The sequence below is a fragment of the Ignatzschineria indica genome (assembly GCF_003121925.1).
Lineage (GTDB): Bacteria > Pseudomonadota > Gammaproteobacteria > Cardiobacteriales > Wohlfahrtiimonadaceae > Ignatzschineria > Ignatzschineria indica.
The window spans coordinates 1-16,532 of the sequence record NZ_QEWR01000001.1 but is presented as its reverse complement, the minus strand read 5'-3'; the positions used below and the strand labels follow the sequence as shown (position 1 = coordinate 16,532).

Below are 16,532 nucleotides of genomic sequence, written 5' to 3'. Positions count from 1 at the left end.
ATGGAGATTAATAACTAAATATGAGTTCAACAGAGTTAAAAAATGCTGGTTTAAAAGTAACGCTTCCTCGTCTAAAGATTTTAGATATTTTAGCGAAAGCTGCCGCAACTCCTGTTTGTCATCTGACGGCAGAAGAGATCTATATGCAGTTAAGTAGCTCAGGGGAAGAGGTCGGCCTTGCTACGGTGTATCGAGTGTTGACTCAATTTGAACAGGCGGGGTTAGTACGTCGTCACTTCTTTGATGGCGGTCAGTCGATGTTTGAGATTGATGATGGAGATCAGCATGATCACATTATCTGTATCAACTGTGGCCATATTGGTGAGTTTTCTCATGAAAAAATACATGAAAAACAGGCTCAGATTGCTGCTGAATTAGGGTATGAGCTGACAGATGCTCGTACGATTTTGCACGGTATTTGTGCTCAATGCAGAGAGAAATAATTTTTTTACGACAAGAGTTTACGACTCGTCGCTATGCATTTATATGGATTAGTATCTGGCTAATCCTTATATTTGCAACATGGTTTTCAAGACCGCTAATCCCATTTCAAGAAACGCTCTTTTCTGGTGTGGTTTGGGAGATGTATCAATCTGAGGATTGGCTCTACCCTAGTATCAATAGAGAATATCAGCATACTCTTTTTCCACTTAATTACTGGTTAGCCTTAGGTGGCTGGCAACTTTTTGGTGTGTCGGAGTTTATACTTCGCTTTTTAGCTACGCTCTTTAGTTTGTCAACTCTCTTTTTGACCGCTTGGGCTGCTTATCAGTTATGGCCTGATAGAAGAGAGGTTAGGGCAAATGCGCCTTTAGTGTTGATAGGCAGTTTAGTCTGGACCCTTTTTGCGACAGCTAATGTTGAGTATCTCTATTTCACCTTCTATTTGATGTTAACGATGAATTTTTTGATTAGAGTTTGGCGCTTTGATCAAAAAGTTTGGTGGATTGGTTTTACAATCTCCCTCACTTTGGGGTTGTTTTCATCGGGATTGATCTTTCTTTTAGTGACCGCTCCTATCATCTTTCTCTCTCCTTATTGGGCTAATAAGCGGTGGTCTCAGATCTATTTTTACGGGCTTATATCGACTGTAGTAGCGCTCTCTTTCTTTCTTATATGGGCATATTTTAGTGCTAGTTTGCTAGGCTTTTCACTCTTTGATGCAATAGGGTTGAAGTCTTTAATTGGGGCGTTGAGTAATACTCCGCCATTTTATGTCTATCTGCTCAATCTTATTATTATTCTTTTTCCTTGGCTTTTTTGGTTAAGAATATATCAGCTTTTTAAGAGTGCAGAGCGTGATGAATCACTCAATTTTGTGATTGTTTGGTTTCTTTATCTGATTGTTATATTAGGGATTTTGAGTCTAACCTCTCTTGATGCACTCTTGCCCCTCTATCCCGCTTTTGGTCTTATTATTGCGCGTATCTATCGACAGGGGATAAGTCGTAAAAAAGATGTTGTTCTTATTACTCTAGTCATGTCGATCGTTGGGGGGTTATTGATCTTGATCCCTCAGAGCTATTCTTATTGGGAGTTGCCAGATTGGGTTGGACAGGTATCTCCATTCTGGGGTGCCGGGCTTATTCTCTTTAGTATTACGCTCTTTTTTAATGCTGCTAATACGAGAATTATGACCTTAGCCTTGATGAGTGTTGCATTAACGCTAGCTATTAATTTTGGAGTTGTGAGAGTCGCTACAGACTTTTATGATTTAACACCAGCAGGTGAGAGAGTCTTCTGGTATCAGTCAAAAGGGGTTAAGGTCGCACATCTCTCTGGATATCGTGGTCATCTCCATTTTGTTGGGAAGCTTCAAGAGCCTATTGTTGAGTTGGGAACGATGGATGATCTTGCGACGCTTATTGAGGAAGATCCTCGCTCTAGAGTTATATTATATCTTGAGGGTAAAGAGGAGTTGTTAGATGAGATGGTTGAGTATTGGCAGCCCTTTAGAGGGCGTTACTTAATGATTGTCAAAGCAGGAGATCTTGATCTTTGGTTGAAAACCTTACCGAAAGGAGGTGGGCTATTGGAATAGGGATCCCGAATATAGGGCCATAGTTTGTATAGCTTATATTTGTATAGCTTATAAATGAGTTATTTATTAAATGCTTGCTTGTAGGTATAATTTCCCCATTCATTTTTGATAAAGCTTTAAAGAGTCTTTATCAGAGCGGTGGAATCAAAGAGTTGAGCTTTAATAATATGGACACCTAACTGTTCATTAAGATTGAGAGATTGAGAGATTGAGTTTTTTGGGTTCACAGTTGGATTGGCAAAGATATCGAGATATTGATTGGCCAATAATTCAAATAATAAAGGTGATTTTTAATTATGATGCAATTCATCAGAGACCGTGCAAATAGTGTATGGGCAAAAGTGTTATTAGGAGGGGTAGCTATCTCTCTTGCGGGGATAGGTGGGACGCAGATATTTAGCGGTCCTAGTGCGGATACTGTTGCAACAGTTGATGGAGAGAAGATCTCTTTACAAGAGGTTGAGGCGCAATATCAGCAACTATTAAATGCTAATGCTCAAAATATGGATTTGTCAGACGAATTACAGCGCCAATATCGCTTAATTGCCCGACAAGATCTTTTGCAACGTAGGGCAATGGATGCACAAATTAAAAAATGGGGCATAAGAGCTTCTGATAAGTCTGTGGCAGAGGAGATTATCTCCATTCCCGCCTTCCAAAAAGATGGGGTGTTTGATCAGGAAACCTATAAGACTGCACTCTTTTATGCAGGATACAATATTGAGAGTTTTGAAGAAGCGGTTAGGAGAGATGTTCAAGAGAAAGTGGTAAGAGAGGCGTTAGTCAATAGTGTCTTTATTCCGGAGAAATCTTTAATTGAGCAGATAGAGTTTGCAGGGCAGACACGAGATCTTGAAGTCGCAAGTTATAATTATTTGCAAGATTTAGAAAGTGTAGCTGTTTCAGATGATGCGATCTCTAAGCATTATGAGTCACACTCTGATAAATATGTAACGCCTAATCGTATTAAATTGCAATATATCGAGTTACTGCCCGAATCGATATCACTCTCATCGCTAGATCTAAGTGATGATGCGGTTGCGGCTGAAGTTGAGCGTTTACAAAAAGCCAATGAGCAACGACTCTCTGAACAATTTACAATTGAATATACATCGGAAGCAGAAAAGGAAGAGGCAATTGCGTTGCTATCTGAATTAAAAGCAAAAATTGATGTCGGAGACCTCACTTTTGAGCAGGCAAAAGAGCAGATTACGGCCCTAGATAATGCTTATTACAATAAGAATGGAAACTTTAAATATGGTGTTGCCGGCATTCCTATATTTGACGACGCATTATTTTCATTGACGATAGAGCAACCTATTTCAGCGCCGGTTATTACCGATGGTGAAGTGCATATGATCCACTTGCTGAATATCAGCTCTCCTTATAGTAGTCAAGATGATTTGGTAGAGGCAGCAAAGCGCTCTTTAAAAGAGAAGGCTCAAGTTGATCGTTATTTAGAGCAAGAGATGCGTCTGCAGGAGTTGGCTGAAACTTATACTGAGTCTTTAAGCGAGATTGCTCAAGATTTAGGTGTTGAGTTGAAAGAGAGTGATTGGTTAGATCTTGATAAACAGGAAGGATTGCTCGCTAATCCAACGGTCTGGAGTGCTGTTAGTAGTTATGATGTGATGGAGAATCATCGTAATTCACTGCCTTTTGCTTATAATGATCAGTCTAATCATGCAATGATTGTACGCATTGCAGAGCAGGAGGCGAGTCGACCTAAGAGCTTAGAGGAGAGTTTTGATGAGATAAAAGCAGAGCTTGCTCAAGAGGCCGCCAAAAAGAGTATTCAGAATCAAGTGTCTGCGATGTTAGAAGCAGGGGATCAGCAGAGTTTTCGTAATGATATTGAGCAGTTAGGATTTGCTTATAACCAATATAATGATCTCTCTATCTCTTCAATTGGGCAGCTTTCAAAGCCTGTAGAGCAGCATGCGGTATCTAAAGGGTTTCAAAAAGTGCCCACACTGGAAGAGGGAAAACCCGCTTATGTTGTTGAGGATGTGGATGGACATATTGTTGTTGTAGCTATCAATAATATCGCTAAAGGTTCAATGGATGATTTTTCTGATGATGAACAGATGCAGATTAGAGAGTATCTACAAGGTATTGAAGCGAGTTATGAGTATCGCGCATTTCAACAATATCTTCTAAATAATAGTAATATCAAGATCTACAACAATAGTTTTTTTGAGTAGATCAGTGAGTAGATCAAGTATGTGATCAAGTACGTGGGTTGATGAATGAAGGGGTAGGTTGATAGTAATATCAACCTCTCTTTTTTTATCAAAAAGAGATTTATTAGATGTGGATGGTTTACGGTAGGCATGTATGCAGCAGATAACGCAAATTAAAAATATTCAGGAAAATGCTTCATTAGAAAAGTTGAATACTTTTGGTGTTCTTGTTAAGAGTCGATATCTCTTCTCGTTAGATAATTTAACTCTTCTTCCCCTTTTAAAGCATCTGCCAAAACCGCATCTAATATTGGGAGGCGGGAGTAATATTCTCTTTACTAAGGATTTTTTGGGGACTGTAATCTTAAACCGACTGCTAGGAATAGAGGTGGTGGAGGAATGTGTTGACTCTGTTGTTGTGAAAGCGATGGCAGGAGAGGAGTGGCATGCATTTGTGCTACAGATGAACCGCAGAAGATATTTAGGGTTAGAGTATCTGTCATTGATTCCAGGAAAGGTAGGAGCGGCGCCAGTGCAGAATATCGGCGCTTATGGTGCCGAGGTTAAAGACTTTATTACAGAAGTAGAGGTCTATGATTTTCATGACGATAAGATCAAAAGACTCGACAATAAAGCTTGTGGTTTTGCCTATCGCGATAGCCTTTTCAAACAAGAGAAGGGGAGATATCTCATTCTGTCAGTGACTTTTAGACTTTTGAAGAAGATGCAACCAAAGATCTCCTATCGAGCGCTTCAAGAGTATTTTGAGGCTAAAGGGGAGGATCTTGAAAACCTTTCGATGAGTGATGTGATGAATGCAGTCATTGCTGTTCGTTCTAGCAAGCTTCCTGATCCAAATCTTATCGGTAATGCCGGCAGTTTTTTTAAAAATCCTATTGTTACAGAAGCAGAACTTCAGAGAATAAAATTAAAATATCCAAATCTCATTACTTATCCTGACCAACACGGTTTTTATAAGCTTGCAGCAGGACAGTTGATTGAATTAAGCGGATATAAGGGTCTTTATGAAGATGGTGTAGGGATGTATGAGAAGCAAGCGCTCGTCCTTGTGAATATGGGGTGTAATGATGGGGAAATACTATGGAGTCATGCACTTAAAGTACAAGCAGGGGTATTTGATAAGTTCGGAGTTATGCTTGAGCCAGAGCCTTTAATATTGTAGTTTTTAGCCTTAAGGCGGTATAATTAGCCCATTAATTAGTTTTATATAGGACGTAGAATGAAATATAGCTTTAAAAAGATCATAATGTTTGGTTTTTTTGTGACGCTGCTCTCTTTTTTTCAGACAGCAAATGCGCAAGAAGATCCAATAAGTGTTATTCAAAATACATCTGACCAGCTCTTTAAGACATTAAAAGCAGAGCGTGCAACACTGAAGAAAGATCCCAATAAGGTCTATGGCATTGTTGAGAAGATCTTAGTTCCTCGCTTCGATTTTGGAACAATCTCGCAATGGGTGATGGGACGTTCTTGGAGAGAAGCAACGCCAGCACAGAGAACAGCGTTTACAAATGAATTCCAACGACTCTTAATCAATACTTATGCCGGCGTCTTACTCGATTATTCTGATGAGGAATTAAAGGTGTTACCACTTCCGCCTAATGCAGCAAAGGGTGATGAGGTGACGGTTCGCTCAGAGATTATCTCTAAAGATCGACCTCCCATTGCGATCAATTACTCTATGATAAAAGCAGGTAAACGTTGGATGGTTTACGATGTCTCTGTTGAAGGCGTCAGTATTGTGGCGAATTATCGTTCTGAGATTAGAGAGCTCGTCTCTAGAAATGGTATTGATGGAATGATCAATGTCTTAAAACAGAAAAACAAGTAGTGTGACTGATCACTATTACTTATGAGATAGCCTGTTATAAAGGTAGATATATTGAGTAGGCGGTGACTAAATTTAACCGCCTATTTTTTTATTGAAGCATTGTGTCAATAGAGGAAAAGATGAAAAGTAGATTAATAGAGATTATGAATGAAGGGCAACGATATCGATTTAAGGGATGCTTTGATAAGTTTACGATTCCTGATGAGTGGCTACGCCTAAAGAGAGAGTGGGAGGCTAATCCTCCTAAGATAATTGATCTAACGGAAGTTGAAGAGTGTGATAGCGCTTTGATTGCATTGTTAGTAGAAGCTAAACGTTTTTCATCGGATTTAACGATTGACTCCATTCCTGAAAATTTAGTACAATTGCTCGAGTTATATCAGGTTAAAGAACTCTTTTCATAACTCTTTTTTTAGTATATTGTTAGATCTAATAGAGTAGCGTTGCAGTGGTAATGCAAATCACCGATAGATAAAAAAGAGGGTGTTGCTTAATTGTTGATCTAATGTTTGACTGAAGTAAAATAATCGATATAATACATATCTTCACTTAAGCGGGAATAGCTCAGTTGGTAGAGCACAACCTTGCCAAGGTTGGGGTCGCGAGTTCGAGTCTCGTTTCCCGCTCCAAATATATAGGCTGGATAGCAAAATGGTTATGCAGCGGATTGCAAATCCGTAGACGCCAGTTCGATTCTGGCTCCAGCCTCCAATTTTATGGCCCGTTCAGTGGTGGCCTGTATTGGCTTCCTAACAATGAACTATTGCAAACCGTGTCAGGTCCGGAAGGAAGCAGCACTAGTAAGACCTTCATGTGTTATGGGTCGGCTAATACGGGTCATCTCCATATCTATCTGAAAGTGATGACATAATGACTCAACAAGTTCTCGCACTAAAATGGCGACCTCGAACCTTTAACGAAGTCATTGGTCAGCCTCATGTTGTTCAAGCCCTCTCCAATGGATTAGATAATAATAGATTGCACCATGCCTTTCTATTTACCGGAACTCGGGGCGTTGGAAAAACAACTCTCGCAAGAATCTTTGCAAAATCTCTCAATTGTGAAAAAGGTGTCTCTTCATCCCCTTGTGGTGTCTGTTCGATCTGTAAGGAAGTTGATGAAGGGAGATTTGTCGATCTTATTGAAATTGATGCCGCTTCTCGGACACGAGTGGAAGATACTCGTGAGATTTTAGATAATGTTCAATATGCACCGACACGTGGACGTTATAAAATCTATCTCATAGATGAAGTCCATATGCTCTCTAACAGTAGTTTTAATGCGTTGTTAAAGACATTGGAAGAGCCACCTAGTCATGTGAAATTTTTATTGGCGACAACTGATCCTCAAAAACTTCCTGTGACAGTACTATCTCGTTGTTTGCGTTTTCAATTAAAAAGAATTCAAGATGATGAGATTGCCGAGCAACTAGAAAAAATATTAAGTAGTGAAGGGATACCTTTTGATTCTTCTGCTGTTAAGCTTATTGCAAAAGCAGGGGATGGTAGTATGCGAGATGCGCTCTCGTTACTAGATCAAGCAATTGCATATACTGGGCAGAATGTTGCCTATGAACCCACTCATGAAATGCTAGGATTGATAGATACTCAATATCTACAGTTAGTACTTTCAGCTCTGGCGAGTCGTGAGGTTAGCGAACTTATATCTGCGCTAGGTACTATCCGTGATAACGGATTAGATTATCATCGCTTTTTAGAGGATCTCATTGATGCATTTCATCTATTGACGATGATGCAGATTTCTGAGGAAGTTGCAGAGCATGAGTCATTAGAATATCGTACTTTAGCTCAGCAGTTTAGGGCAGAAGACTTGCAACTTTTCTATCAAATTGCCCTAAATGGTCGGAAAGATCTGCAAAATCATCCCAATAGTGAAGTGGGTTTTGAGATGACGCTATTGCGAATGCTCTATTTTGCGCCTCAGGCACCCATAGATACAACAACCTCGCCAAAAGATAAAGAAAATGTAGAAGATCAGAGTGATGAAAGTGGTAAGGCGCTATTAGTAGCTTCTCATCATCAAGACCCTGATAGCTCTAAGGTGAAAGAGAATTTGGGGTTTTCTCAAAAAAAAAGCATAGATAATGCGGGGGCGTTGCAAACCTCGATTGGTATAAGAGATAGTATAAAAGAGTTGCCGGTAACAGACTTATCAATATCTGATGATAACGCTCATCCTCAACCTCAAAGCTTAGGTGGTTCAGTTATAGAAGCAAGAGAGATGGAGAAGGCTAAAGAGAGTCAAGATGCGTTAGATAAGGCAACAGAGATCGATCTTCCATGGGATAAACCAAGCTCTAAAGAGATCTTGTCAGTAAAAGAGAGTGATCATGGGATTGATGCTCCTAAAGGAGATATCGGTAAACGTGTTGTTGTTAACGATGCTAGTGGTAGAGACGCTTTGGCTGAAGATGAGATCTCGATGCGAGTCAATGATCAAAATAGAGTCGATCGTATCGATGAGGTTTTAGAGAGTCCCCAATTTATTAATGTTGACTCCCCCATCAGAGCTGATCAATTAGTCGATAATGAGGCTTGGTTAACGCTTGTATCTGAATTATCTCTTGAGAGTGTTCTATCAGGGATAGCGCATAGTCTTGTGTTTAAAAGCTTTAGAGGGAATTTATTAACCTTAGAGCGCCCCCTATCTGTCAAAGATTTTAGAGTAGATGAAGCGGAGACAAGACTAGCTTTGGCAATATCTGCTCAATTGGGGAAAGAGGTTACTTGCAAAATTGAATATGTTGAAACTCTCGCAGAAGAGAACTTTCATGAACGCGTTGAAAGACTCGATGTAGAGAGAGCACAAAGAGCTTTGCATGATCTTTTAGAGGATGATGTTGTGCAGTATTTGCAGAGAGAGCATGGGGCTCGTCTTTTAGAAAGAACTGTTAAATCGCTCGTAGAATAGTATAAAGAGTATATTATTTGAGCTACTGAAGAGATCAATTTTTCGTTACCATTGAGTAGTTTTGTTATATTCGTTGTAGTCGCATGATATAACATAGATTGCAATAATTTTATAAATGGTTAATTTTTTTAATTCAGCTCTATCTATTCATGGGAATAATAGAGATTATAAATAGAACTTATAGAGAGTAGAAGGAGACCTTATGTTTAAAGGTGGAATTGCTGGAATGATGCAGAAAGCACAGCGCATGCAAAAAGAGATGGAAAAGGCGCAAGAAGCTTTAGCTGATATTACTGTTACTGGAGAATCAGGTGCAGGTTTAGTAAAAATAGAGATGAGCTGTCGTCATGTGGTAAGAGCTATTCGTATCGATGACTCTTTAATGTCAGATGATAAAGAGATGTTAGAGGATCTATTAGGCGCGGCATTTAACGATGCTTTGGCAAAGGTAGAGCAGACCTCTTCAGAGAAAATGTCTGAGGTGACCGGGGGATTAGGTCTTCCTGCAGGAATGAAAATTCCAGGATTCTAATCTTAAGGGGGCATAAGTGTATCCTAAATCATTGCAAGATGTTGTTGATGCTTTAAGAGTTTTACCGGGAGTAGGGCAGAAGACGGCTTTAAGAATGGCGCTCTATCTTTTAGAGCGCAATCAAAATGGTGCAAAGAATATTAGTAAAGCGCTTGATTATGCCGTCAATACGATTCAAAAATGCTCTCTGTGTCGAAACTTAACAGATAATGATATTTGTGATGATTGTTTAGATGCGCGTCGAGATGAGTCGTTGCTTTGTATTGTGGAAAACCCCGTAGATGTTTTTGCTTTAAGGCAGAGTATTGAGTATAAAGGACGTTATTTTGTTCTTTTTGGACGTCTTTCGCCACTCGATGGGGTTGGGCCACATGAGTTAGGATTAGATCTATTGGAGTCGCGACTCTCTGAAGGGGTTATTAAAGAGATTATTTTAGCGACTAATACAACAGTAGAGGGAGAAGCTACGGCTCATTATATTGCTGAAATCGCAAAGCAGTATGATGTAGCAGTCAGTAGAATTGCACATGGTGTTCCATTAGGGGGAGAGTTGGAGTATCTCGATGGTGGGACCTTATCTCATGCATTTTCGGCAAGAAAAAGTTATTAGGAGCTTGGTGTGAGTACAATATTTGGTAAAATTATTCGCAAGGAAATTCCGGCAAAGATTATCTATGAAGATGAGGATGTGTTGGCGTTTGAAGATATTCAACCTCAAGCTCCTGTTCATATCTTAGTCATTCCGAAAAAAGAGATTCCTACACTCAATGATCTGAAGAGTGAAGATGCCGAATTGATGGGGAAGCTATTCTTAGCAGCACAAAAAATAGCTAAAGAACAAGGTTTTGCAGAACAAGGATATCGAACAGTCTTTAATTGTAATGAGGATGGTGGGCAGACAGTGAATCATATTCATCTTCATCTCTTAGCGGGGAGAAGTTTAACTTGGCCACCAGGTTAATTCTTTAAACGTTGATAAATAGATTATAAGTTGTTTTAAATGCATTTTGAACGTATTTTGAATGCATGTCGAATGGACGACTTAGAAGTGAAGCTATAGCAGTCAATAATATATTGACTGCTTTTTTGTTGTTTTGAAGAAGGATTTTCTACATCTACAGATATTAGTTTTTGCATCGATTAAATAGGGGTAGATAGAGACATGAAGGTAACAATAATTTTTAATTACAAACTTAAAATTAAATTTTTTGATTTAAATAGACTTTTTCTGAAATAGCGTCTCTTTTGCTAGGTTTATCATATGAAACTAACTATTATGAAGAGGAAAGAGAATTGATTAGATCTAAATAGCTAGTCGTTAGTTAAATCAATATGTTTCACTGCTTTTCATAAAAGGAGACGGTAGATGTTTAGTAGAAAAAAGTTATATACAATTGGAATATTAGCATTGACAGCAGGAGTCTCATTGGGACAAACAGCCACAAATAATGGATCTGTGCGTCAAGAGCCTATTATTCCGCTTGTTCATGAAGTTGTTGTTGATGAAGGAAAAGCTGAGTTAGGTAAAAAGCTTTGGTTTGATCCTAGACTTTCAAAGTCGGGTTTTATCTCATGTAATTCATGTCATAATTTAAGCATGGGCGGATCAGATAACCTACCGACATCTATTGGTCATAAGTGGCAAGAAGGACCTATTAATTCTCCGACAGTGCTAAATTCCAGTCTTAATTTTGTTCAGTTTTGGGATGGGCGGGCGGCTGATCTCAAGGAGCAAGCGGCAGGTCCTATTGAAAACCCAAAAGAGATGGCCTCTACCCATGATCTCGTCGTTGATGTGATAGCATCAATTCCTGGATATGTTGATGAGTTCACCGAGGTTTATGGTGATGGGGATATCAATATAGATCGAATTACTGATGCGATTGCGGTATTTGAAGAGACATTAATTACCCCTAATTCTCGTTTTGATCAATGGTTACGTGGTGATGATGATGCGATTACCGCAGAAGAGTTAGCGGGGTATGAGCTCTTTAGAAATAGCGGTTGTGTGGCTTGCCATTATGGTGAAGGTATAGGTGGTGCAAGCTTTCAGAAAATGGGGTTATTAGAAGAGTATAAGACTGATAATCTCGCAAAAGGCTTGGCAGATTATACGGGCAAAAAATCAGATGAGATGTTTTTTAAGGTGCCGACACTTAGAAATGTCGTTTTGACCTATCCATACTTCCATGATGGACAAGTGAATACATTAGAAGAAGCAACCCAAATTATGGGTAGATTGCAGTTAGGTCGAAATTTTAGTGATGATGATGTAAAAAAAATCGTGGCATTTTACGGTACTTTGACGGGAGAGCAGCCTCAAATTGTCTTACCTATTCTTCCTCCCTCTAACAATGATACGCCTTTACCTCGTCCTTTTGATGATGAAGAGGAGATTGTTGTAGAGGAGAGTTAAAATTTTAGTAGTTTTTGAATAGAATTACTCTGCAATTTTATTATCAAATTTTTAATGTATGACAAAAGCCCCTATGGTGATCTGATAGTAATATCATTCATCCCAGGGGCTTTTAAATTAGAGTTAGTAAAGGGCTAGGGCTATAAAGTGGTAGGATGCTTTTGGTAAGTATCAGTTAAGTATTAATCAAGCATCAATCTAGCGAGTATCAATCTAGGATTAATCTCTGCCCTCAATACGTTTAATTTTTTGCTCAGCTAAATCTTCAATAGTATGTCTTTGATCTTCCGCAACAAGCTTTGCGGTCCACTCAATTTCGCCGACAAATTTCATCTGCCGTTGAGGGCATTCTTGAAGCGCACATATCTCACATGAGAAAGGCTTGCAGTCATCGGTATGAATATACATCTCATGTTTATCGCCAAACTTATCTTCTAGAGCCTTTGTCATCTTATCTAACTCGACATGAGCTTCTCGCATATTGAGATACCAAGGTAGCGTGAGATGAGCATCGAGATGAACATGATTACCATATTTTATAAATCTTACTTTATGAAGATCGACCCAGTAGGGAGAGCGATGTTCATTGACGGCTTCTACAAACTCTTCAATGAGATCTTCATCTACCTCATCCATTATGCCGGCGATAGATTCCCGTATAATCTGAATTCCAGAGTGAATAATAATTCCCCCAAATATGAGCGCAATAGCGGCATCCAACCATTGCCATCCAGTGAGCCAGACAAGAAGTAGGCCAATGATAATACCGACAGTCGAATAGGTGTCTGAGTGAAGATGTTTGCCGCCGGCGATTAAGGGTAAAACATTATGTTCTTTACCTCTTTTTATTGCAAGATAGCCTACGATATAGTTAATAACGGCTGTAATAGCAATCAGGACGAGACCTGAGCCTAAGCTCGAAAGCGATGCGTCATCAAATAGAAGACGTTTTACACCCTCATAGATAATGATGATGCCGGCAAAAAGAATGAGAGCTCCTTCAACGCTTGCCGAGACAAATTCAATTTTCCCATGACCGTGGGGGTGGTTATGGTCTTTAGGTTTTGCGGATAGATAGAGGCTAAAGAGGGTAAATGCACCAGCTAGCATATTAGTGATGCTCTCCAGTGCATCTGTTAAAATCGCTACCGATGAGGTGGTATACCAAGCAATAAACTTTAATATGAAGAGGAAGATTGCAACGCCAAGTATGATTTTTTGAAAATTATAATTGGCGCGATCATCTGCGTTCATCATGATGATGCTCCTAAATAACTATTGAGTGTAACCAGATAATCAAGATTATATGGTTCTAAAAAGTATTGTAATTTTTAATGATAAATTTTAATGATATTTTTAATTATCTATTGATGCGACTATAGACGACCTGATCGACAAAATCACCACAGAGATTTTTAGTGTGTCGTAACACTCCCTCTTTTTCCATGCCGATTTTTTCCATCACTCTACCAGAAGCGCTATTTTCTGCGGCATATTTAGCCCAAACACGCTCTATTTTTAGAGTGTTAAATGCAAAATCAAGCAATTTTCCGGCAGCTTCTGGCGCATAACCTTTTCCCCAATATTTTTTATTGATGGCATAAGCTAATTCTGCTGATTTTTCATCTTCATTCACTCGAAGGTCGCATGTTCCTATCATCTTGCCATTCTCTTTAAGTTCGATTGCGAAGTTACCTAAAGGATTACGCATGAAAAGATTCGCTATAATCCATTGGCTCTCTTCTAACGATTGATGGGTAGGGAAAGTATGCTTTGTATTTTCAGGATCGCTCGCATATTCAAAAAGATCCTCGGCATCTTCTAAGGTTATTGGGCGAAGAATTAAACGTTCAGTTTCAAGGATGCGATGCTTAGCAAGTTGATAAAACATAAAGTGATACCTCTAATTTTTTGAATAGGTCCGATTTTAGTTTAGGGATAGATAAAAGATCATATCATTTTAGGATCTAACTTCCCTAAATGGCTTTTGTCTCGATTTTTAATAGATAGCTATCAACTATCAAACTATAGATGAGTTATATAGATAGTTATAATCAATTCAATATCATTTAGATAAATTGAGGCGAATTGAGCTGGAGTCTTCGGGTGCTTGAAAGAATGTTTCCTCGACTAGTAAACTCAAAAAAATCGCCAATCATCCCATTGGTTAAATGTTATGAGGAGATTATGAGTTAGATGAGTTTTATATAAAAATCGGTACATAAAGATAGGTTGTTATTTTACCACTTCTTCCTTCTGTTCGTAATATAAAGGAGGCTTCTCTATCTATTAGTTGTCATCAGTTAGAGGCTTTAATCTATTTCCTGACCCGTCTTAAATATTCCCCCGAAATTTTTCCAATAATTTTCCAACAACTTTTCTCTCGATCGTTTGTAGGGCCATGGTGAGAATCTATAAGATAGATTAATATGAGACTTAATATGAGACCAATAGGTATAGATTAATAGGATAGTTGAATGGTAAATAGTACGGTAGTTATCTTTTTGTTGGTTTATTTAGCGATGGCATTAGGTAAGTTGCCGGGGTTTAAGTTAGATAGGACAGGAAGTGCCTTAGTTGGTGCTTTAGCATTATTAGTAATAGGAGATATTACTGGACAGGAGGCGTGGGATGCCATCAACTATAAAACAATTGCGCTCCTATTTGGTTTAATGGTTCTCTCCGGTGCTTTCGGAATTTCGGGGTTTTATAACTATGCGACCTATAAAGTGGCCTCTTTAAAGGTGAGTAATCCCCTTCTGTTGGCTATTTTAATTGTTGTTTCTGGCGGGCTCTCTTCGTTATTGACAAATGATGTGGTTGTGGTGGCGATGACTCCGCTTCTTATCTCTTTAACGATGGCGCGTAAATTAAATCCTATTCCTTTTGTTTTAGGGTTTTGCTTTGCTGCTAATACGGGTTCAGCAGGGACTCTTATAGGGAGTCCTCAAAATATGATTATTGCGCAATCTCTCGATCTTAGCTTTATGGAGTTGTTGAAGGTTGCCGGTATCCCGGCACTATTCTCTTTAGTGTTAGTTTGGGGAGTTATCACTCTTATTTACCATGGAAAGTGGGAGTTAAATCAGCCTACTACTTCTGTAGATACTCCTAGAGATAAATCATTAGAGGCGGATGTGGCAATTAATCACATTGAGCTTTTAAAAGCGACGATTGTTGCACTTCTTGTTATGATTGCATTTGTTTGGGATCTCTGGCCACAAGCTTTGGTCGCACTAGGTGCTGCGGGTATATTATTGTTAAATAGAAAGATCTCATCGGACGATGTTTTAAAAGAGGTTAATTATAACTTGCTGATATTGATAGCAAGTCTATTTGTCGTTAATAAAGCTATTGCCATGACGGGGCTTCCTCAGGCATTCTTAACAGAACTAAAGACCTGGGGACTTGATCTTAATGAGCCGCTCTCTCTTCTATTTACTGGAGCAGTACTGAGCAATAGTGTCGGCAATAATCCCGCAGTAATGTTATTAACACCCTATCTCCATGCCGGTAGTGATGCTGCAGCATTAGGGGCGGCATTAACTTTAGGAACAGGATTTGCTAGCAATTTAATGATATTTGGAAGTTTAGCAGGCATTATTGCCGTTGAAGAATCGAAAAAACATGGGGTTATCATAACGTTCGGTGAGTTTTTGAAGTCGGGTTTTTTAGTTGCTGGAAGTTGCTTAGCAATGGCTGCAGCTTGGATAATATGGCTCTATTAAGTATGTTGAATATCAGTATAAATAAATGTTAATGAGTAGTAATGCTTATGAAGTTACCGCAAGTTTTATCTCTAACTTCTATTTTATATTACACAAATTTAGAGATAAACCTCTAGCAACAGCAAGGTATAAACCCAATATTTATCTTAGTTTACAAAAAGAGAATAGAGAGCCTGAATAGTAAATAATAAATAATAAATAATAAATAATTCGTAATTTTTAAAAAGCTGAATTTAGATGTTTTTCATAAAGTTACAGCAAGTACTGAAAGACCAGTGAAAAAAATTCCAAAAAAGAATCAAAAAGAGTTGCAAATAAAAATGAAAGGGGTAAGATACACCACTCATTCAGACGGCAACGTTGAAGATGATTCGGTAGAAGCCCAGTTCTCTAGTAGTTTCTTTGCTTCTCTCTTTAAAGTTTAAGTTCAGTTTTTAGTAGTCTTTAAATTGAATCAGTGCTTAAAAAGAGGTCAAAAATAAAGTTGACACGAGCGAATCACTTCTGTAATATAGTTCGTCTGCTTAGGGTGGTAAGAGATTCAAGTTTGATTCACTTTAACCCTAAAGTTCTTTAACAAATTAATCTTAAGTAAGTTTGTATGGGGGCTTGTATTTGTTTGCGAGAGCAAAAGAATAGAAGTCTAACCAAACAATTCCAGCATCTATTTTTTTATAATGGAAATAGAAGCAGTAATTGAGCAGTAACGTAAGTTACATGGTTAGATCGAAAGATTTAAACATTATAGAGATTAAACTGAAGAGTTTGATCCTGGCTCAGATTGAACGCTGGCGGTATGCTTAACACATGCAAGTCGAACGGCAGCACGAGGAGAGTTTACTCTCTTCG

The 16,532-nt window shown here is 38.7% G+C and carries 14 protein-coding genes, 2 tRNA genes, 1 rRNA gene and 1 other RNA gene; 16 read left to right on the top strand and 2 right to left on the bottom strand.

What is annotated here, in order from left to right; translation table 11 throughout:
• Positions 1-20: 20 nt before the first annotated feature.
• From fur to DC082_RS00025, 14 genes are all read left to right on the top strand, one after another.
• Positions 21-443: a ferric iron uptake transcriptional regulator gene (gene fur / locus DC082_RS00090; RefSeq protein WP_094568468.1), complete on the top strand. Its 423-nt coding sequence runs from the start codon at positions 21-23 to the stop codon at positions 441-443.
• On the top strand, positions 428-2,041 hold the full coding sequence (locus DC082_RS00085) for an ArnT family glycosyltransferase (protein WP_133243661.1): 1,614 nt from the start codon (positions 428-430) through the stop codon (positions 2,039-2,041). Before fur ends, DC082_RS00085 begins: the two co-directional genes overlap by 16 nt.
• Positions 2,042-2,337: 296 nt before the next feature.
• On the top strand, positions 2,338-4,245 hold the full coding sequence (locus DC082_RS00080; RefSeq protein ID WP_109235225.1) for a peptidylprolyl isomerase: 1,908 nt from the start codon (positions 2,338-2,340) through the stop codon (positions 4,243-4,245).
• A gap of 133 nt (positions 4,246-4,378) precedes the next feature.
• The gene (murB, locus tag DC082_RS00075; RefSeq protein ID WP_109235224.1) at positions 4,379-5,407 is read left to right on the top strand and encodes a UDP-N-acetylmuramate dehydrogenase; all 1,029 of its coding nucleotides are present in this window, start codon (positions 4,379-4,381) and stop codon (positions 5,405-5,407) included.
• Between the two features lie 84 nt (positions 5,408-5,491).
• A complete protein-coding gene (locus tag DC082_RS00070; RefSeq protein WP_109235223.1) occupies positions 5,492-6,076 on the top strand; it encodes an MlaC/ttg2D family ABC transporter substrate-binding protein in 585 nt (194 codons plus the stop codon).
• Between the two features lie 119 nt (positions 6,077-6,195).
• Positions 6,196-6,480, top strand: a complete 285-nt coding sequence (locus tag DC082_RS00065) for an STAS domain-containing protein (RefSeq protein ID WP_109235222.1) — start codon at positions 6,196-6,198, stop codon at positions 6,478-6,480.
• A 149-nt stretch (positions 6,481-6,629) separates the two neighbouring features.
• Positions 6,630-6,705: transfer RNA gene (locus tag DC082_RS00060), tRNA-Gly, on the top strand.
• 8 nt (positions 6,706-6,713) lie between these two features.
• Positions 6,714-6,787: transfer RNA gene (locus tag DC082_RS00055), tRNA-Cys, on the top strand.
• Between the two features lie 28 nt (positions 6,788-6,815).
• Positions 6,816-6,912: signal recognition particle sRNA small type (gene ffs / locus DC082_RS00050), an RNA gene on the top strand.
• A gap of 34 nt (positions 6,913-6,946) precedes the next feature.
• Positions 6,947-9,007 carry a DNA polymerase III subunit gamma/tau gene (gene dnaX, locus DC082_RS00045; RefSeq protein WP_109235221.1) on the top strand — a complete coding sequence of 687 codons (2,061 nt, stop codon included), beginning with the start codon at positions 6,947-6,949 and terminating at the stop codon, positions 9,005-9,007.
• Between the two features lie 202 nt (positions 9,008-9,209).
• Positions 9,210-9,539 carry a YbaB/EbfC family nucleoid-associated protein gene (locus tag DC082_RS00040; RefSeq protein ID WP_094568461.1) on the top strand — a complete coding sequence of 110 codons (330 nt, stop codon included), beginning with the start codon at positions 9,210-9,212 and terminating at the stop codon, positions 9,537-9,539.
• Positions 9,540-9,555: 16 nt separating this feature from the next.
• Entirely contained in the window at positions 9,556-10,149 is a 594-nt protein-coding gene (gene recR / locus DC082_RS00035; protein WP_109235220.1) for a recombination mediator RecR, read from the top strand.
• Positions 10,150-10,158: 9 nt separating this feature from the next.
• On the top strand, positions 10,159-10,500 hold the full coding sequence (locus DC082_RS00030) for a histidine triad nucleotide-binding protein (protein WP_109235219.1): 342 nt from the start codon (positions 10,159-10,161) through the stop codon (positions 10,498-10,500).
• A 405-nt stretch (positions 10,501-10,905) separates the two neighbouring features.
• The gene (locus DC082_RS00025; protein WP_109235218.1) at positions 10,906-11,955 is read left to right on the top strand and encodes a cytochrome-c peroxidase; all 1,050 of its coding nucleotides are present in this window, start codon (positions 10,906-10,908) and stop codon (positions 11,953-11,955) included.
• A 219-nt stretch (positions 11,956-12,174) separates the two neighbouring features.
• Here the strand turns inward: DC082_RS00025 and DC082_RS00020 are convergent, their stop codons facing one another.
• Both DC082_RS00020 and DC082_RS00015 read right to left on the bottom strand, forming a co-directional pair.
• Positions 12,175-13,212, bottom strand: a complete 1,038-nt coding sequence (locus tag DC082_RS00020) for a cation diffusion facilitator family transporter (protein ID WP_275665656.1) — start codon at positions 13,210-13,212, stop codon at positions 12,175-12,177.
• Positions 13,213-13,315: 103 nt separating this feature from the next.
• Positions 13,316-13,846 (bottom strand): GNAT family N-acetyltransferase, encoded by a 531-nt coding sequence (locus tag DC082_RS00015; protein WP_109235217.1) that lies wholly within the window; start codon positions 13,844-13,846, stop codon positions 13,316-13,318.
• A 586-nt stretch (positions 13,847-14,432) separates the two neighbouring features.
• On the opposite strand from DC082_RS00015, the gene DC082_RS00010 reads away from it, so the two are divergent.
• Both DC082_RS00010 and DC082_RS00005 read left to right on the top strand, forming a co-directional pair.
• Positions 14,433-15,683: an ArsB/NhaD family transporter gene (locus tag DC082_RS00010; RefSeq protein ID WP_109235216.1), complete on the top strand. Its 1,251-nt coding sequence runs from the start codon at positions 14,433-14,435 to the stop codon at positions 15,681-15,683.
• 753 nt (positions 15,684-16,436) lie between these two features.
• Positions 16,437-16,532, top strand: a 16S ribosomal RNA gene (locus DC082_RS00005); the annotation flags it as partial.